Origin of the sequence: Thermosipho japonicus (genome assembly GCF_014201655.1) — a bacterium.
Classification (GTDB): Bacteria; Thermotogota; Thermotogae; order Thermotogales; family Fervidobacteriaceae; genus Thermosipho; species Thermosipho japonicus.
Map to the genome: position 1 here is coordinate 22,263 of NZ_JACHEX010000006.1, position 16,357 is coordinate 38,619.

The window sequence follows — 16,357 nt, forward strand, 5'->3', positions numbered from 1 at the left end:
TTTCCAAAAAAATACTTGACAAGATGAATTTTAAGGATTATTATTTTTATAGAAACGAATCAGTATATGTTCATATGATGTTTTATTAATTTTCGAGGAGGTGGAATTATGACATGGAAGGGTTGGACAGTGTTAATTTTATCATTATGGTTAATTATTTCAGCATTTATTCCTGGAATAACTGGTTCATCAACGGGTAATCTTGTAAACTTTTTGATAGTTGGTATTATAATGCTTGTTGTTTCATTTCCAATGTTTAGAGGTTCAAGAGGTATAGCTACAACCGTTTTGATTTTTTCAGTATGGTTAATTATTTCGGCGTTTATTTCAGGGATAACTGGTTCAAAAGGTGGAGCTTTAACAAATTATCTTATAGTTGGTATAGTCACCTTAATTTCTTCAATTTTTTATAGAGACTAATAAAAATTAAAAAAAGATATGGCCCTGGTTTTTCCGGGGCCATATCTTTTATACGGTGAGTATTAAATTATGTCTGATTGTAAAATCAATTAAAAAAAATTCATTCATCGTTTTTAGATGAATATTTTTCTCCGAGTTGTATAATTTCCTTAATTTTGTCATCTGATATTTTGTAACGAATAAATTTTCCATCTCTTATGGTTTTGACAACTTTGTGTTGTCTTAATAGTTTTAATTGATGCGAACATGTGGATTGTTTTATACCAACAATTTCACAAATCTTTTTTACACACTTTTCCCCATCAAGCAATGCATGTAATATTTTAAGCCTGGTTGGATCTGAAAAAATAGAGAAAAGTTCTGCCATATTTTCATAATAATCGTGGGTTTCTATAATTTTTTTTGTTTTATTCAAACCACTTCCTCCTTCATGCATAAAATGATCATTTGTTGATATATTTATCTTAATTATAATATAAATAATATATTAATGTCAATAAAAAAGGCCCTGACAGGGCCTTTTTTATTTATTAAAATCTGATTGTGTTTCTTCTTCCGGTAGATTCTGCTTGCATTCAATTATAGGGGAGATTATTTCAAATGATTTTTTTACTACATTGTGTTTGGCTACAAGTTTTTTCATTTCGGAAGGATCTGGAAATGTTATAGCATTTGTTGGGCAAATATTTGAACATGTTTGACAACCTACCAAACAGTTGTATTTGTACTTTACAATTGGCTTTGATAACTCTTTATCAAAATCAAAAACTCTACGTCCGCATGTAACAAAACACAAGCCACATCCAGCACATTTGTCATGATCGATAGTTGGGTACCATTCAATTTCTGTTCTTTTAACTCCCCACCATGGGATTACTGATAAATCTTTCACTGGCCTTTCAAGAGCATCTTTTCCAATTACTGGTGCATTTTCAGGTGTTGACATATTTTCACCTCCGTATTTTAGTTTCTAAGTATATTATAATATGCTTATATTTCAATATATTTATTTGTTGATTAATTTTTGGTTTCTAAAACTGAGTTTGTTGACAGGGTTATATTGCTGGTATATAATTTCATATGAAGATATTAGCAGATATTCATTTTTTAAATAAACAATATGAAATGAGATAAGTTAGTCAAAAGGAAGTGAAAAAATATGATTATACTAGGGTTTATTTTGTTTGGAGTTACTTTAGTGCTTTCAATGTTGGGAAAAGGTGGGGGAGAATTTTTTGTTCCAATTTTTTTAGCAGCGGGTATACCGTATCAGCAAGCTGCTTCAGCTTCTTTATTTATTTTAATGGTTTCAGGATTAATTATGATGTTAGTTTTTCATAAAAAAACGCTCATTGATTGGAATGTTGGGTTAATTTTAATTCTTTCTGTTGCTTCCGGATCTTTTTTTGGTGGATTTATCTCAGCAAGTATAAATGAAGTTGTATTAAAAATTACCTTTTCAGTTTTGCTTATAATTTCAGCTTTCTTTATTGCAAGGCCAAAAAAGAGGTCAATTGTTAATTTTGGAATAAAAATCAAAAGAAAATGTTGTGGAGAAAGCTATGAAATTCCAATATTAATAATTATTCCAATAGTATTTGTTATAGGCTTTATAGCAGGTATGGTTGGTATTTCAGGTGGAGGCTTGATCGTGCCTTTGCTTATAATCATAGGTAATATGCCAATGAGGATTTCATTTGCGACAAATTCTTTGATGGTTTTGTTTTCAGCAACTACAGGATTTATTGGTAGGGGAATTTCAACAGATATTAACTGGAAATTTAATATAGTTATGGCTTTGTTTGCTGCTATTGGATCTTTAATTGGTTCGCACTTTTCTACTAAAGTAAAAATAGAAAATCTAAAGAAAATATTTGTTTTCGTACTTGTATTTGCATCTGTTTGGATGTTTGTAAAAACTTTGGTTGGATAATGGAGGTGACAATCTTGCAAGTTTTAATGAAGATTTCGTCTAATTTAAAAAAATATCTTATATTTTATTCAATTGGTGCTATAATTTTAGGTTGGTATTTGGGAGTACAATTTTCAAATTTTGCGATGGGTTATAAAGCAGTATTTAGTAAATTAATTGTTTTCTTTGTATTTTTCATGATCTACCCCATGATGATTAATATTAACTGGTTAAAAGTGAAAAATATAGCAAAGGATCCTAAAGCAGTATTAATGAGCATTTTCTATAATTATATTTTAACTCCAATAATTGCTTTTATTTTAGCTAAGTTATTTATTCACGACGAAGAATTGTTTCTTGGATTTCTGCTTGTAATGCTAATACCAGTAAGTTCTTCTAGTGTTGGTTATACAGGAATTGTTAAGGGGAGTATTGAAGTTGCATCAATTGCTCAAGCGATAAATTTTTTGTTAATTCCAGTTTTGACACCTATATATTTTCATTTTATTGGAAAAGGAGTAAGTATACCAATCCCAATGGGACAAATACTTAAATCATTATTGTATGTAGTAATTTTACCTATTGTTTTGGGAGCTATTACACGTTGGGGATTAATAAAGGCAAAAGATGAAAATATTTTGATTAAATTAAAACCTTTGTTTTCGTTCATTACGTTAATTTCAATGTTATTTATAATATTTACCATATTTTTCTTAAAAGGAAAAATGTTATTGACAAAAGTTCATTTAGTAATTATATTGGGAATTATAACTTTGATCTATTTAATAATAGCTCTTTTATTGGAAACATATTTGAATAGAAAAATAGGGTTATCATATGAAGAACATATGGGAATAGTTTTTTTAAGTACGGGCAAAAATAATGGCACAGCAGTTGCTATTGCATCACTTGCTTTTGGTCCTATGGTAGCTATTCCTGCCGCAGTCCTTCCAATTTTTCAGATAATTTTTCTTATAGCATATATTCACATGGAAAATTTGATAAGAAAGTATTTTAAAAATAATTAGAAAAAAATACCCCCAAAATGTAATTTGGGGGTATTTCATTAATCTTTATTTAGTCTTGATCATCATATATTCTTTTTTCTCCGGTGATTTTCTGAAGAGGTGCAATATCTTGAGTAACTTCTAAAGTTCCAATATATTTCCCATTTTCGTCTCTAACTGCAAAATATTGAATATAGACATATTTTTCGCCAAGTTTAAGCCAAAAATCTGCTTTATCTCTCTTTCCGGATTTAAAATCGGAAAGGATTTTGTTTACTATTTCAATACTTTTTTCTGGATGACAATTTTGAACCTTTCTTCCAATTATTGTTCTACTTCTAACAAATATTCTATCTTTTGTTTCACTGAAATATTTTACTTCGTCATTTTCATCTACAAAGGTTATATCAACTGGTAAGGTATTTAATATCCAAAGAAGTTGTTTTTTTGTCAAAACACCACTTGGAAATTCAATTTTATCACTTGAAGATTTTTCAAGATATTTTTTAATCATGTAATTGATCTTTTCAATTGTTATATCTTCATCATTGGTATTATCATTTTCTTTTGGATATTCTTCAGGCTTGTAGCAACAATATCCTATTTTATCGAATTCTTCCCTAATTGTTTTCCATTCTTCATCTGTTATTGTTTCAAGGGCCGAAGGAAATAACACAAAATGCTCTTTGTATATATGGTTTAATATTAGATCAACCATTGCGGTGCTAATATTCCACAACTTTTCTTTTAGATCTTTAAAATTGATCTGCCTATTCTCTTTTAATTGTTTAAGCTCTTTTCTTAAAGTTCTAAAAACGTCATGTTCTTTCCACATTACCATAGGTGGTTTTTCAATTCCGTGTTTTTCAATTACTGAGAATAAAACATTTTCTTCCTTTTGAAAATAAAGTTCAAGATTTTCAAATTCATCGATAAATTCTTGAATTTTGATAATTAGTGGCATAGCTTCAGAAAAGTTATCTTTTTGATTTATTTGATCAACTAGTTTTTTAAATTCGACAACCTTTTCTTGAAAATGTTCGTGTTCCTTTACAAGTATATAAATAGGATGCCACTTTGGAACATCAAGATTTGGACCTTTTGTTTTGCTTTCTAACACATCGATATGAATATTACATACTTTTCTAACTTCATCGACACTTATTCCTTCTTCGTTCATAAGCTCTTGCTCGACAATTGCTATTTCAAGTGGTGAAATTTCAGAAAGAATTTGCTGAATTTCTTTCTTTAGCTTTTCGCTATCTTCTGTTTTAGTTCTTTTGATAAGATTTTTTAAATATTCTCTTTTGTTAAATACCTCGCTCATATTAACACCTCCAAAGTAACTTAGTTTTTACTAATTACATTATATCATTAATTTATTTTGTTGCGTGTAATATAGATTACAGTTTTAAAATTAAGTTTAAAAATTTTTTGAGTTCATGATAGAATATTCGAGAGAATAATCTAATTAAGAATAAGGGGGGAAGGTGCGTGTTTAAATTTATCTTTCTATTTATTGTTGTATTTGAAGTTTTATGGGAAGAAATATTATTATTTTTGAACCTTAAATATTCTACTTCTAAAAATGCCAGCGTTCCTGAAGTTTTGAAAGATAAAATTTCTGATGAAGATTTTGAAAGATCTAAAAGATATTTGAAGGATAAAACTTTGCTTGAATCAGTTTCTCAGTTTGTTAAGCTTGGCGTCACTTTAATACTTTTACTTCACGGTTTTCCATTTCTTGAAAATGTAGTTTCGTCATTTTCAAATTCAATAATCATTCAGGGGTTATTATTTTTTGCACTATATGGATTTATAACTTTTCTTGTAAATCTACCTTTTAATATTTATTCAACTTTTGTTATTGAAGAAAAATATGGTTTTAACACAATGAATGCTAAGACTTTTGTTGTTGATATAATTAAAACTTTTGTTGTATCAATAATATTATTTGCCCCTTTAATTTCTCTTCTATTGTGGGTATTAAGTATAGATCAGAATTGGTGGTGGAAAGTTTCTATAGGATATATACTATTTCAGGTTATTTTAACTTTAATATATCCAATATTTATTGCACCAATGTTTAACAAATTTACTCCTTTAGAAGATGAAAAACTAAAAGAAAAGATAAATAAATTACTTAAAAAGGCAGGATTTAACATATCAAATATTTACGTAATGGATGCATCAAAAAGGACAAAAAAACAAAATGCATCACTTACGGGAATTGGAAAATCAAAAAGAATTGTATTATACGATACAATTTTAAAATATTCAACAGAAGAGATTTTAGCAATTATAGCTCACGAGCTTGGACACAATAAAAGAAACCATATTCCAAAACTTTTGACAATTATATCAGTACTGTATACGCTTATATTTTACCTTGTAAATGTTGTTTACAACTATATATTAAATAACAACGTATTCGGAATAAGTATGAGTTATACAGCATTTACATATTCATTCATATTTATTAGCTCAGTTGTATATTTTGCAATACCGATTATTAATTTCTTGCAAAGAAAGTTTGAGTTTGAGGCAGATAGATACTCATCAGAGCTTTTAGGAACACCAGAATACCTAATTTCATCTTTAAAAAGCCTAGTAAAAGAAAATCTCTCCAATGTAAATCCTTTGCCTTTATATAAAATTTGGCACTACAATCACCCATCGCTGGAAGAAAGAATAAATAATCTTCTTAATAAAAAGAAATAATTGCGAATTTGTGATACTAGAATATAAAAAAGCTACACCTTTTTTGACTTTTATTGCAAGAGGGGTGTAGCTTTTTTTTGTAATTGTTTTAATTTTTTATTTTCCTATAAATTCGTAAATTTCGTAAAAAACTTTTAAGGAATTAATAATATATTAACTTTTTTGTTTGTATTATTACATTTTAATTTTTATTTTGATAAACAAATTACTTTATTATTAATGATATAATAATTTGACATGAAAATTTTAATTTCTAATTTATTTATCATTATTATTTTTTACAAGGGGGGAAAAAATGATTAAACTCTTTGGAGATTTTTTCATTCCTGAAATAGAGGAATTTTGCTTTGCTAAGTCAGAGGTTTTACTATTTTCATTTTTAATTTCAAAGAAAAGTATAGTAAGTTTCCTAAATGTAAAGCAGTTATTTGCTGATTTAAAAGATATTGATGATAGATACATAAGAAGGTTAGTGTCGAGGCTCAATGGAAAAATTGAAAGTATTGGGAAGATAGAGCTACTGAATAACAAGCGTATTGAACTTGTAATGAAGGATAATGTTAATGTAGATCTATGGGAAATGGAAAAAGTGTTAAGTACTTTCGATAGTTCAGAGAAAGCTTTGGAAAAAATTTTAGATTTATATACTGGACCATTTCTTGCTGGTATAGAATGTTTGTGGGCAAGGCAGATGAGAAGATATTACAATGTTCTTGTAAAGAATATTGTAGATGACTATTTAGAGAATATGGGGTTTGAAAGTAGATTAGCTGTAAAATTAATGAAAGTATTTCCTGATTTGTCTATTTTTGACGAAGAACTTGAGAGGGAATATTTGTATGATTTTTTTTAAATTGTTTGGTGATTTTAAAATATTTGTTGATGGTAAACAAATAATAATAAAAAACAATAAAAATTTGAAATTGCTTTTTTATATTATCTCTTCTAGAAAGACTTATATTTCAAAAGAAGAGATATACGAAATATTTTGGAAGAATATGACAAGAAGTTATGCAAGAAAAAACTTAAATGTTCAAATGTATAATTTAAAGAAGACATATGAATTTTTAAAAGATGTGATAAAAAACTATAGGGAAAACATACACATAGACAGAGATAAAATTAGTTCTGATTATGAATTTTTTATGGATAATATAGAAAAAAATAGTTTAAAAGCGCTTAAGGTATATTCTGGTGATTTTTTAGAGGGATATGAGGATGATTGGATCATTGAAAAAAGAAAGCAGTGTAGAAAATTAGCAAACCTTGCTTTATATTTTCACACAGAAGAAACAAAAAAGATTGAGGCTTTATTAGAAATTCAAAAGGATATGAGAGAAAAACCGTACGTAATACTATTTTTAAATGAAATAAAAAAATTCAGGATGAGAAAAGGAGATTTTCTTTTAAATCTTGAAAATGGAGCACTTGTTTTATTAGAAAAAGGTAATAAAACAGTCTCTCAAGTTGTTAATGGATTTCTGAAAAGGTCAGGTATAGAACATGCAAAAATATTAAATGAAGATGAAGCATTGAATTTGATAAACTTTAAAAATTCTTGAGAAAAGGAAATTTTTAATATAAAATTTCAAAATTATGCAAATGGTTGTTTTAAGTTAAAAATAAAAATACAAAACGGTGCCTCCAGTTAGAAGCACCGTTTTATAAAATCTATTATTTTTACTAAATTTTAATTTTCTACTTGCATTGCAATATCAATTGGTCCATAAGTTCTGCCAGAGATAAATGTGTAGCTTCCTTTGTATCCAAAGTAATCTCCTGTATCTATAACACCATTGTTATTGTAATCTCTCCAAGCGCATACATAGGAATAGTACCCTGGAATTACAGATTTTAATGTGTAATTTCCGTTACTTACTTTTCCAAATTCACTAACTACTTCATAACTTCCAGTCCAGAAATTGTATCTTAGTACGAAAACTTTTGTTTCTACATCACTTGGTTGAGGTTCTGGATTTGGAGGATTTGTACTTCCACCATTATAGTTAATAGCTGCGTATGCGTCTATTAAACCTGCACCGTAGTAGTCATCTTCACCAGTTGGTCCTAAATCTTTTGCAGTATTTTTCAAAGCGGCTCTAATTTCTTCTGGTTGTGTTTTTCCAGAAGCATACAATAATGCAGCAACGCCAGCTACGTGTGGCGCGGCCATTGATGTACCCTGTAAGAACATATAAGTATCACCATTGCTTGGAGTCCATGCTGTACTTAAGACGCCATCTGCATAACCATCTCCATTTTGATCAACGCTTGTGTCTCCACCTGGTGCTGCAACATCAACTTCTGGTCCATAGTTTGAATAAGGTGCCCTTTGAAGGTCATACCTTACTGCTGCAACAGCTATTGTTTCAGGATATTTGGCTGGGTATGAAACAGGTCCATTTTCATTACCTGCAGCACAAACAATTGTAACACCTTTATTATATGCGTATTGGATTGCATCTCTTAAAATTTGAGAATCTCCACCGCCGCCAAGGCTCATATTTATTATTTTTGCTCCATGATCTGCAGCGTATCTTACACCTTGAGCAACTGCGTCAAGTGTTCCACTGCCGTCCGCCCCAAGTACTCTTATAGGCATTATCTTTATACCGTATCCACCCCAGTTGACTCCTGCAACACCTTTTCCGTTGTTACTTAATGCAGCAATCGTACCTGTTACGTGTGTTCCATGACTTACGTCTTTTGCAGGATCTGTTGGATCACTATCATTATCAACAAAGTCGTAACCTTGTACAAAGATACCTTGCAAGTCTGGATGTGTAAAGCTTACTCCTGTGTCAACAACTGCAACAACGACGTTTGCACTTTTTATAACGTCCCATGCTTTTGGCAAATTGATTGCTTCATAGTGCCATTGATAGCTGTAGTAAGAATCATTTGGAACAGCAAATGCTCTATAAATATAGTTAGGTTCTATGTACTTTACTCCACCAAGTTTTTTCAAAACATTTAATTTTTTGTCATCTGCTTTGACTTTGAATATATAAGCTTTTTTTCCATCAAGGCTGTTAGTTGAATATGCATTTTCTACAGAAATTCCCAGTTTTGAAATATTTTGAATATCTCCTTCATAGTAAACGACATATTCGCCTTTTACAAATTCTGCATTTTGATTTTCTACACTGTATGGTGCATATGTTCCATTGGGAAGTTTTACTGTACCGTAAACTGTTGCATAACTTGTTGCTTTTGAGCTAACAAGTGTAAGATCTGATAAACTTTTTCCTTTAAGAAATTCTAGTGGATTTGTAGAAACAGCTCCATCAGTATTTTTTGTAACATTTGAATCCATACATCCAAATAAAACAAAAGTAACTACTGCCAAAACAATCAACAAAACTTTTTTCATATCCTTCTATCCCCCCTACTAAAATGTGGTAAAGTAATTTATAAAGACATGGAGTATTTTATCTATTTTTATATTCATTTTTAAAACCAAAACGATAAATTATTGATAAATTTTCAATCAAAATTTGATTTGTTAAAATTCTATTCCCTTTCTTGCCTTGACACCTTTTTTGTAATAGTGCTTAATTTCTTTCATTTCAGTTACAAGGTCTGCAATTTCTATAAATTTTTTTGGAGCATATCTTCCAGTTAAAATAATTTCTACATTTTCATCTCTTTTATTTAGAACTTCTAAGACGTCTTCAACAGAAAATAACTTGTAGTAGATTGCAACGTTTACTTCATCAAGGATTACCAAATCGTATTTTTTATTTTTTAATACTTCTTCAATTCTCTTGAGTCCCTTTTTTGCAGCATCGATGTCTTCTTGAGTTGGTTTGTTAAAAATGAAGCAATTTCTTCCAAATTGTTCTATTTCTATGTTCTTTATAAATTCTGGAACTCTTAGCTCGCTATAATCCATTCCTTTTATAAATTGACCAATAAACACCTTTTTATCGGCACAGGCTGCCCTAAGTGCAAGTCCAAAAGCCGCAGTTGTTTTTCCTTTGCCATTACCCGTGTAAACATGGATGTATCCCATTTTATCCCCTCCATTTCCTAAGAGTATTAAGCAATTTTTCATTGCTTTTTTCATCTTTAAGACCTATTCTCACAAGGTTTAGTCCAAAATTTCTTGCGTCCCTAACATGGATTTTTCTACCGTGGCAAAAATTTAAAAAGTTATCTATATCTGAGACATCTACTAGAAAGTAGTTGGTATCACTTTTTGTGTAGATAAAGTCTTTAAATTTTTCTTTTTGCTCCTTTATAAATGAGATGGATCTATCTTTAAAACTATTAACTGTCTTGATGTTTTTTAAAAGGGTATTTAAAAATGTGTAGCCCATTCCACCTATAGCCCATGACATTCTATATTTTTTAAATATTTTTTGGTATTTTTTTGTTTTTACATATCCTACCCTTATTCCTGGTATTCCAAAAAATTTTGTAAAAGTTCTAATCAATAGTACATTATCAAAGTTTTCATAATCTTTTGGATTTTCTACAAAATCTATGAAGGCTTCATCTAGAACAATTTCTATATTTTGGTTTAATTTAAAAAATTCTTCTAAGTCTTTATAAATCCCTGTTGGATTATTTGGATTTCCAAGTATTAACACTATCTTTTTAAATTTTTTACTAGCAAGTTTTATTTCGTGATCAATAACATTTAGGTCAAGGGTTTTATTTACAAAATACCAAGGAGTTTTAATTTCTTTTGCTGAAAATTGTGCAACTTTAAAGTATTCTGAATAATTGGGTCTGGGTATAATAACACAGGCATCGTTTAAAATGTGATATCCTATTATGTGAAATGCTTCGGTTGCACCAGCAACTATTACACTTTCTCCAAAAATTTTTTGAAATTTATCTTCTATCCAATCGACGTAGGTATATCTAAAAATATCCTCTTTTCTTATAACATTATCAATCCAGTCAATTTTTATTGGATTTACAGATATTGAAAAATCTAAAAAATTTTCGTCTTTAATACCACCGTGAACAAAACTATTGCTATCCACACAAACACCACCTTTGTATATAAAGATAGTCCCTTTAAAATATCCTCTTTTTCAACACATTTTCCTTCAAGTTTATAAACTCCAACTTTTTCAAATCCAAGGTTTAAAACACCAGCAAACGCGCTCATTGGATACATGGAGTTTATTTTTAGTCTTCTGTATTTTTTTAGATAAGAAAAGGCATCTTTAAAGTTAAAAAGGGCAATTAATAAAGCAGTAATTCTTGCGGGAATAAAGTTTAATACATCATCGAATCTTGCAGGAAATTTTCCAAACCATTCATACCTTTCATTTCTATATCCAAATAGCGCATCGTAGGTGTTAACTACTCTATATATGAGCGCACCATATATTCCAAAAATCAAATAATAAAAGAGTGGTCCGACGATACCATCTGATATGTTTTCAGATAAACTTTCAAGGGCTGCAGAATAAAGTTTATCTTTGCTTAATTTTGAAACATCCCTACTTACAATGTATGATACGTTTCTTCTAAGTTTTTCTACATCATCTTCATAACACCTTTTTACATGAGAATATAATGACTTTATAGAAAAAGTGGATGTTAAAAAATAAATTTCAAACCATTTTGAGATTGATAATAAAGTTTTACACAAAAAAAACCAAAACAAAATTTCTAAAAGTAAGGCAAACATTCCTAAAAGAAAACGTGCATGCTTTGATTTTTCAAAAATCTTTCCAATAAATCCCATGTATACAACAGGATGAATAAAAGTAGGAAACTCACCAATAGTTATGTCAATTAGAAGACTAATTAAAAGAATAAACAATTTTCTCAATCTCCTTCATATTAAGACTAGACGTTATGATTTCAGTAACTTTATCTATTTCTTCTTCCAGTGTTCTAACCACAATTTCTTTTTTTGAGTAACCCCTTTGAATTCTTAAAAAATTTAAGAATTTTTCTAGAAAATCATTGTTGTGGAATATGTTATGAATGTATGTTGCAAAGATATTATCTTTAATGGCACCGTCTTTTATAACTTTTTTGTTGAAATATAATTTTGAAAAAGGTTTTTCAAATGATTTTGTAATTCCATGGTGAATTTCAAAGCCTTTTATGGTTGTATTAAATAATTTTTCTTTTGCAAATACATTTCTTACAGTTTTTTTGTCTATAAAGTATGTATATGAATTGAGATATCCAAGTCCTTCATATTCTTTTTTTTCTTCTACGAGTTTTTTGCCAAGCATTTGATAACCACCACATATACCGAACAAAAATGCACTTTTTGAAAGAGCCTTTTTGATTTGTGTGTTTTTTTCTTTTAGCCATAGCAAATCGTGAATTGTTGATTTTGTACCAGGAATTATAATTAGATCAACATCTTCCCTTATGTTTTCTACATACCTTGCATTTGTGTTTAAAAAGAGAGGTTCAAAATCAAATGTATTTGATATATGTGGAAGCTTTAGTATATCAACTTTTAGATCACCTTTTCCTTCTTTAAATGGAGTAATATCTTCTTCAAAGAGGTTGTGATTAAAGTATTCTATAGTCCCAAGAAACTTTATATTAAATCTTTTTCCAAACTTTTCAGGAAAGTCTAAAAGAAGCCTTTTGTCTCCTTTGAATTTGTTGAATATATACCCTTTTACTAATTTTCTTTCTTCTTTATTGAATAAAACCATAGTTCCTGCAATTTGTGCAAAAGCACCGCCTCTGTCAATATCCGCAACCAATATTACATTTGCGTTTGCCTTTTTTGCAATTGCCATATTTGAGATATCTTTTATATTTATCTCGGCAGCAGATCCAGAACCTTCTACAATGACAAGATCATGTTTTTTTTCTAAATTTTTAAGACATTCATATGCAACATTTAAAAGTTCTTCTTTGGATGAATACATGTATTTTTTGTTTTTAATCTTTTCTACTGGTTTTCCTTTTACAATAAGCTGGGAGCCAGTGATATCAGGTTTTAAAAGTATGGGATTCATAACATAGCTTGGCCTTTTGTTGCAGGCAATTGCCTGTATATATTGTGCAATTGCCATCTCTCCACCGTCATCGCTTACTATGCTGTTTAGAGAAATATTTTGAGCTTTAAACGGTACTACGTCTACTCCTTTTTTTGCAAAATATCTGCAAAGAGCTGTTGCAATGATAGTTTTACCAACATTTGAGGCCGTTCCTTGTATCATTAACACCATCTATACCACCTCAAGTATAAGTAAAATAAGTCCATGAACGAAAAGGCAAGTCCCACCAAGAACATCTCCTGTCACACCACCAATTTTGTTAGTAGCAATCTTGGATATTAAATAAGCAGTTATTAAAGTTACAGCCAATGAAATGATATATTGTTTAAAGAATATAATAAGGAAAAATGTAAAGATTGTTGAAAGTAATAAATTCTTTTTTTCAAAAGGAAAAAATAATGCGCCAAGTCCTTCTTTTTTGGCAGGCTTTGAAAATGCCATTAAAAGGACCATAGAATATCTTCCGAATGTTGAAGATATAAAGAAATGAAATGGTTTTGCATTTAGATAAAGATTCCAGAAAACGACTACAAACAGTGTTCCAAAAAAAACGGCAAATGGACCAACGTCTCCTTTGCTCATAATTTCTAGTCTTTTTTCCTTATTGGATTGATTTAAAAATCCATCAAGTGTGTCTAAAAATCCATCGAAATGGAAAAGATCGAAAAAGTAAAAAGCTAATACAAGGAAAAAGACTTTAAGCGCTAAGTTATTTGATAAAGCTCCAAGATAATATATGCTACCAACTATGTAACCTACGAGTGGAAAAAAGCTTGGAAGTTTTTTAACCCTTCTATCAAAATCATTTACTTTAATATTTAATGGTAGTCTTGAGATAAAGGAAAGTGAAAGAAGAAAATTTTTTATCATAAATTTTCCCTCCAGAGTTTGTAGGAGTCTAAAAAGTCGTTTAGATCGAAGACTTCAAAACATATATATTTAAGATTTGGCATTAATTTCATGTATTCTTTTGAAAGTAAAAGGGTCTCTTTGTCAAGTTTTAGGTGATCTTGATCTCCTTTTACTCCCATTAAATGAAATTCTACGGTATTTTCGAAAAATTCTTTTGTTACTTTCATGCCTAAAATGTGATGACCTATATCAAATACCGTTCTATTGTGTATTAAAATGTCCTTTTTTAGATTTTCTACGGAAATTTTGTCTGATTTTTTCAATAAAGGTTCTATACAATCTATTGGGTGGGCAACATAATTTAATATTGGTAAGTTACTTTCTTCAAAAAAATTAAATGCATCTTCAACGTTGTTTATACAGTCCGTTGGAAGGTGTACGGTATATTTTAGCCCATATTTTTTTGAGATTTTATAAAGTTCTGGAAGTTCATTTTTTAGCATATGCCTTGTTTCCTTGTCAAATGAAAAAACAAGAAGTTCTACAAAATCGACTATTTCTGCAACTAGTTTAACATTTTCAAGATATCCACCTGGAATAAGCCATGAAGTGGTTCCTATTTTCATTTTATTTTCACCCCTATTCCCGATACCATTAAATAAACATTATCTGAAATTGATGCAACTTTTTTATTGAGTAATCCCAAGCTGTCTACATATTTTCTTGAAAGACTGTTTTCAGGTATTATTCCCCATCCTACTTCGTTTGTGACGATGATTAAGTTGTAATTGACTCTTTGCAGTGAATCAATGAGTTTTTTTGTATAGTATTCTATATCTTTTTCATAGTAAAATAGGTTTCCAAGATAGGTTGTGAGACAGTCAAGTATTGCAACTTCATATTTTTGATTTAGACTTTCAATGATTTTGTAGATCTCTACAGGTTCTTCAAAGGTGTCAAAACCTATTCTTTCTTGTTTATGTTTTTCTATTCTTTTTTTCATCTCTTCATCAAAAGCAACACCAGTTGCAATGAATGCCTTTTTTTTAAAGTTTTCAGATAATTTTAAAGCAAAACTACTTTTTCCAGATTTTACACCACCAGTTATAAGGGTTATCATGATATCACCTTTTCATTTTTAAAGTTAAAATATTTTATAGCGGCTTCTATTAAATAAACAGATAAAGCTGCGCCAGTTCCTTCTCCAAGTCTCATATCAAGATCTAAAATAGGTCTTACACCTAGGCTATCTAAAATGACTTTGTGCCCTTTAACTTTTGATAAATGTCCGAAAAAGGCGTAATCTAAAACTCTTTCATTTATCTTGTATGCTAGATAAAATCCAGCGGTTGTTGGAAATCCATCTATAACCACAGGAACTTTGTTTTGAAAAGCGCCTAAAATAAAACCTGCCATTTGGCCTATGCAATATCCGCCAACCTTTGAGAGGACATCAATTGGATCATTTGGGTTTGGTCTATTTATTTTCAAAGCTTTTTTTACAATATTTCTTTTCTTTATTACGGAAGAAGGAGGTATAGGTGTTCCAATATCAGTTATTTTATCCACATCAAAACCAAATGCGGCAAATATTGCGGTTGCTGTTGTTGTATTACCAATACCTTTGTCACCTATTACAAGTAAATCAGCCCCTTGTTTTATGGCTTTTTTTGCAACTTTCATTCCATAGTCAATACATGTAATTGCTTCTTCTCTTGTCATTGAAGGTCCCTTTGAAAAGTCTTTTGTACCATGTCCTACTTTCATTTTTATCAATGAAGGATTATCTTCAAAATCATAATCTACACCACTATCCACCACAAAAAATTTAAGACCCATATGCCTTGCAAAGACGTTTATGCCTGCGCCACCTTTAAAATAATTGAGAACCATTTGATAGGTGACATTTTTAGGATATGCGGAAACTCCGTTTTGTACTACTCCATGATCTGCTGCAAATACATAAACTCTTTTGTCCTTGAACATTGGCAATGGAGTTTGCTTTTTAATTTTAAAAAGTTTATTAGCAATTTCTTCAAGGTACCCCGCCTCTTTCATTTTAATTCCCCCTTGAGTATGTTTGAAACTATTTTTGAAAATTTATCGAAATTATCTATATAATATAGATTAGTCTGTACTTTTAAATCTGAACTGCCAAACCCTTTAGGACCTGTAAAAAATTGAGACATGTAGAGTGAAATCTTTTCCTCGCATTTTGTATTTGAAGAAACCATTATAACTGATTTTACGCTTGATTTATCGAGAAGATAGTCAATATGCCAGTGTAACTTTTTAGATTTTGACAGGTGTCTAGATACTCTTTTTTCGAGGTTGTTCATAGCAGAGCCCACATATACGTAAGTACCTTTTTTTAGATTCCATTTTTTAATTTCAATATCCATTGGTAATTCGATTAATAGTAAGTAGCATCCTTTCATATTTTC

Annotated in this window: 19 protein-coding genes; 6 read left to right on the top strand and 13 right to left on the bottom strand. The window is 29.8% G+C overall.

Features of this window, described 5'->3' with window-relative positions; all coding sequences use genetic code 11:
- The first annotated feature begins 108 nt into the window (after positions 1-108).
- Positions 109-420, top strand: coding sequence for an SPW repeat domain-containing protein (locus tag HNP65_RS09035; RefSeq protein WP_184619929.1), 312 nt, complete (start codon positions 109-111; stop codon positions 418-420).
- 100 nt (positions 421-520) lie between these two features.
- Here the strand turns inward: HNP65_RS09035 and HNP65_RS09040 are convergent, their stop codons facing one another.
- Entirely contained in the window at positions 521-835 is a 315-nt protein-coding gene (locus tag HNP65_RS09040) for an ArsR/SmtB family transcription factor (RefSeq protein ID WP_184619930.1), read from the bottom strand.
- A gap of 108 nt (positions 836-943) precedes the next feature.
- A complete protein-coding gene (locus tag HNP65_RS09045; protein WP_184619931.1) occupies positions 944-1,366 on the bottom strand; it encodes a 4Fe-4S dicluster domain-containing protein in 423 nt (140 codons plus the stop codon).
- A 213-nt stretch (positions 1,367-1,579) separates the two neighbouring features.
- On the opposite strand from HNP65_RS09045, the gene HNP65_RS09050 reads away from it, so the two are divergent.
- Positions 1,580-2,353 (top strand): sulfite exporter TauE/SafE family protein, encoded by a 774-nt coding sequence (locus HNP65_RS09050; RefSeq protein WP_184619932.1) that lies wholly within the window; start codon positions 1,580-1,582, stop codon positions 2,351-2,353.
- A gap of 14 nt (positions 2,354-2,367) precedes the next feature.
- On the top strand, positions 2,368-3,360 hold the full coding sequence (locus tag HNP65_RS09055; RefSeq protein ID WP_184619933.1) for an arsenic resistance protein: 993 nt from the start codon (positions 2,368-2,370) through the stop codon (positions 3,358-3,360).
- A gap of 49 nt (positions 3,361-3,409) precedes the next feature.
- On the opposite strand, the gene HNP65_RS09060 is transcribed toward HNP65_RS09055, so the two are convergent.
- Entirely contained in the window at positions 3,410-4,666 is a 1,257-nt protein-coding gene (locus HNP65_RS09060) for a DUF438 domain-containing protein (RefSeq protein WP_184619934.1), read from the bottom strand.
- A gap of 167 nt (positions 4,667-4,833) precedes the next feature.
- Here HNP65_RS09060 and HNP65_RS09065 point away from each other — a divergent pair, with 167 nt between their 5' ends.
- The 3 genes from HNP65_RS09065 to HNP65_RS09075 all read left to right on the top strand — a co-directional run bounded on the left by HNP65_RS09065 (position 4,834) and on the right by HNP65_RS09075 (position 7,622).
- Positions 4,834-6,060, top strand: coding sequence for a M48 family metalloprotease (locus tag HNP65_RS09065; protein ID WP_184619935.1), 1,227 nt, complete (start codon positions 4,834-4,836; stop codon positions 6,058-6,060).
- Between the two features lie 295 nt (positions 6,061-6,355).
- Positions 6,356-6,913, top strand: coding sequence for a hypothetical protein (locus tag HNP65_RS09890; RefSeq protein ID WP_246348251.1), 558 nt, complete (start codon positions 6,356-6,358; stop codon positions 6,911-6,913).
- On the top strand, positions 6,900-7,622 hold the full coding sequence (locus HNP65_RS09075) for a hypothetical protein (RefSeq protein ID WP_184619936.1): 723 nt from the start codon (positions 6,900-6,902) through the stop codon (positions 7,620-7,622). Before HNP65_RS09890 ends, HNP65_RS09075 begins: the two co-directional genes overlap by 14 nt.
- Positions 7,623-7,750: 128 nt before the next feature.
- Here HNP65_RS09075 and HNP65_RS09080 read toward each other — a convergent pair whose 3' ends face one another.
- The 10 genes from HNP65_RS09080 to HNP65_RS09125 all read right to left on the bottom strand — a co-directional run bounded on the left by HNP65_RS09080 (position 7,751) and on the right by HNP65_RS09125 (position 16,351).
- Positions 7,751-9,433 (bottom strand): S8 family peptidase, encoded by a 1,683-nt coding sequence (locus HNP65_RS09080; RefSeq protein ID WP_184619937.1) that lies wholly within the window; start codon positions 9,431-9,433, stop codon positions 7,751-7,753.
- Positions 9,434-9,565: 132 nt separating this feature from the next.
- A complete protein-coding gene (gene cobO / locus HNP65_RS09085; RefSeq protein ID WP_184619938.1) occupies positions 9,566-10,075 on the bottom strand; it encodes a cob(I)yrinic acid a,c-diamide adenosyltransferase in 510 nt (169 codons plus the stop codon).
- Position 10,076: 1 nt separating this feature from the next.
- The gene (locus tag HNP65_RS09090; RefSeq protein WP_184619939.1) at positions 10,077-11,057 is read right to left on the bottom strand and encodes an aminotransferase class I/II-fold pyridoxal phosphate-dependent enzyme; all 981 of its coding nucleotides are present in this window, start codon (positions 11,055-11,057) and stop codon (positions 10,077-10,079) included.
- Complete coding sequence (gene cbiB / locus HNP65_RS09095) at positions 11,006-11,848, bottom strand: adenosylcobinamide-phosphate synthase CbiB (protein WP_184619940.1); 843 nt, start codon at positions 11,846-11,848, stop codon at positions 11,006-11,008. The genes HNP65_RS09090 and cbiB overlap by 52 nt, the downstream gene beginning before the upstream one ends.
- Positions 11,829-13,232, bottom strand: a complete 1,404-nt coding sequence (locus HNP65_RS09100) for a cobyric acid synthase (protein ID WP_184619941.1) — start codon at positions 13,230-13,232, stop codon at positions 11,829-11,831. Before HNP65_RS09100 ends, cbiB begins: the two co-directional genes overlap by 20 nt.
- Entirely contained in the window at positions 13,233-13,931 is a 699-nt protein-coding gene (locus HNP65_RS09105) for an adenosylcobinamide-GDP ribazoletransferase (protein ID WP_184619942.1), read from the bottom strand. It abuts the gene before it with no gap.
- The gene (gene cbiR / locus HNP65_RS09110) at positions 13,928-14,539 is read right to left on the bottom strand and encodes a cobamide remodeling phosphodiesterase CbiR (RefSeq protein WP_184619943.1); all 612 of its coding nucleotides are present in this window, start codon (positions 14,537-14,539) and stop codon (positions 13,928-13,930) included. Before cbiR ends, HNP65_RS09105 begins: the two co-directional genes overlap by 4 nt.
- Positions 14,536-15,033, bottom strand: a complete 498-nt coding sequence (cobU, locus tag HNP65_RS09115; protein WP_184619944.1) for a bifunctional adenosylcobinamide kinase/adenosylcobinamide-phosphate guanylyltransferase — start codon at positions 15,031-15,033, stop codon at positions 14,536-14,538. The genes cbiR and cobU overlap by 4 nt, the downstream gene beginning before the upstream one ends.
- Entirely contained in the window at positions 15,030-15,971 is a 942-nt protein-coding gene (cobT, locus tag HNP65_RS09120; protein WP_184619945.1) for a nicotinate-nucleotide--dimethylbenzimidazole phosphoribosyltransferase, read from the bottom strand. The genes cobU and cobT overlap by 4 nt, the downstream gene beginning before the upstream one ends.
- On the bottom strand, positions 15,968-16,351 hold the full coding sequence (locus HNP65_RS09125) for a GIY-YIG nuclease family protein (protein ID WP_184619946.1): 384 nt from the start codon (positions 16,349-16,351) through the stop codon (positions 15,968-15,970). Before HNP65_RS09125 ends, cobT begins: the two co-directional genes overlap by 4 nt.
- Positions 16,352-16,357: the final 6 nt, after the last annotated feature.

Bases quoted from the DNA above. Each gene is read 5' to 3' on its own strand.
- HNP65_RS09080 (WP_184619937.1), bottom strand. From the start codon at position 9,433: ATGAAAAAAGTTTTGTTGATTGTTTTGGCAGTAGTTACTTTTGTTTTA.
- HNP65_RS09105 (WP_184619942.1), bottom strand. From the start codon at position 13,931: ATGATAAAAAATTTTCTTCTTTCACTTTCCTTTATCTCAAGACTACCA.
- HNP65_RS09035 (WP_184619929.1), top strand. From the start codon at position 109: ATGACATGGAAGGGTTGGACAGTGTTAATTTTATCATTATGGTTAATT.
- cobT (WP_184619945.1), bottom strand. From the start codon at position 15,971: ATGAAAGAGGCGGGGTACCTTGAAGAAATTGCTAATAAACTTTTTAAA.
- HNP65_RS09890 (WP_246348251.1), top strand. From the start codon at position 6,356: ATGATTAAACTCTTTGGAGATTTTTTCATTCCTGAAATAGAGGAATTT.
- HNP65_RS09060 (WP_184619934.1), bottom strand. From the start codon at position 4,666: ATGAGCGAGGTATTTAACAAAAGAGAATATTTAAAAAATCTTATCAAA.
- HNP65_RS09045 (WP_184619931.1), bottom strand. From the start codon at position 1,366: ATGTCAACACCTGAAAATGCACCAGTAATTGGAAAAGATGCTCTTGAA.
- HNP65_RS09100 (WP_184619941.1), bottom strand. From the start codon at position 13,232: ATGGTGTTAATGATACAAGGAACGGCCTCAAATGTTGGTAAAACTATC.
- HNP65_RS09075 (WP_184619936.1), top strand. From the start codon at position 6,900: ATGATTTTTTTTAAATTGTTTGGTGATTTTAAAATATTTGTTGATGGT.
- cobU (WP_184619944.1), bottom strand. From the start codon at position 15,033: ATGATAACCCTTATAACTGGTGGTGTAAAATCTGGAAAAAGTAGTTTT.
- HNP65_RS09125 (WP_184619946.1), bottom strand. From the start codon at position 16,351: ATGAAAGGATGCTACTTACTATTAATCGAATTACCAATGGATATTGAA.
- cbiR (WP_184619943.1), bottom strand. From the start codon at position 14,539: ATGAAAATAGGAACCACTTCATGGCTTATTCCAGGTGGATATCTTGAA.
- cobO (WP_184619938.1), bottom strand. From the start codon at position 10,075: ATGGGATACATCCATGTTTACACGGGTAATGGCAAAGGAAAAACAACT.
- HNP65_RS09050 (WP_184619932.1), top strand. From the start codon at position 1,580: ATGATTATACTAGGGTTTATTTTGTTTGGAGTTACTTTAGTGCTTTCA.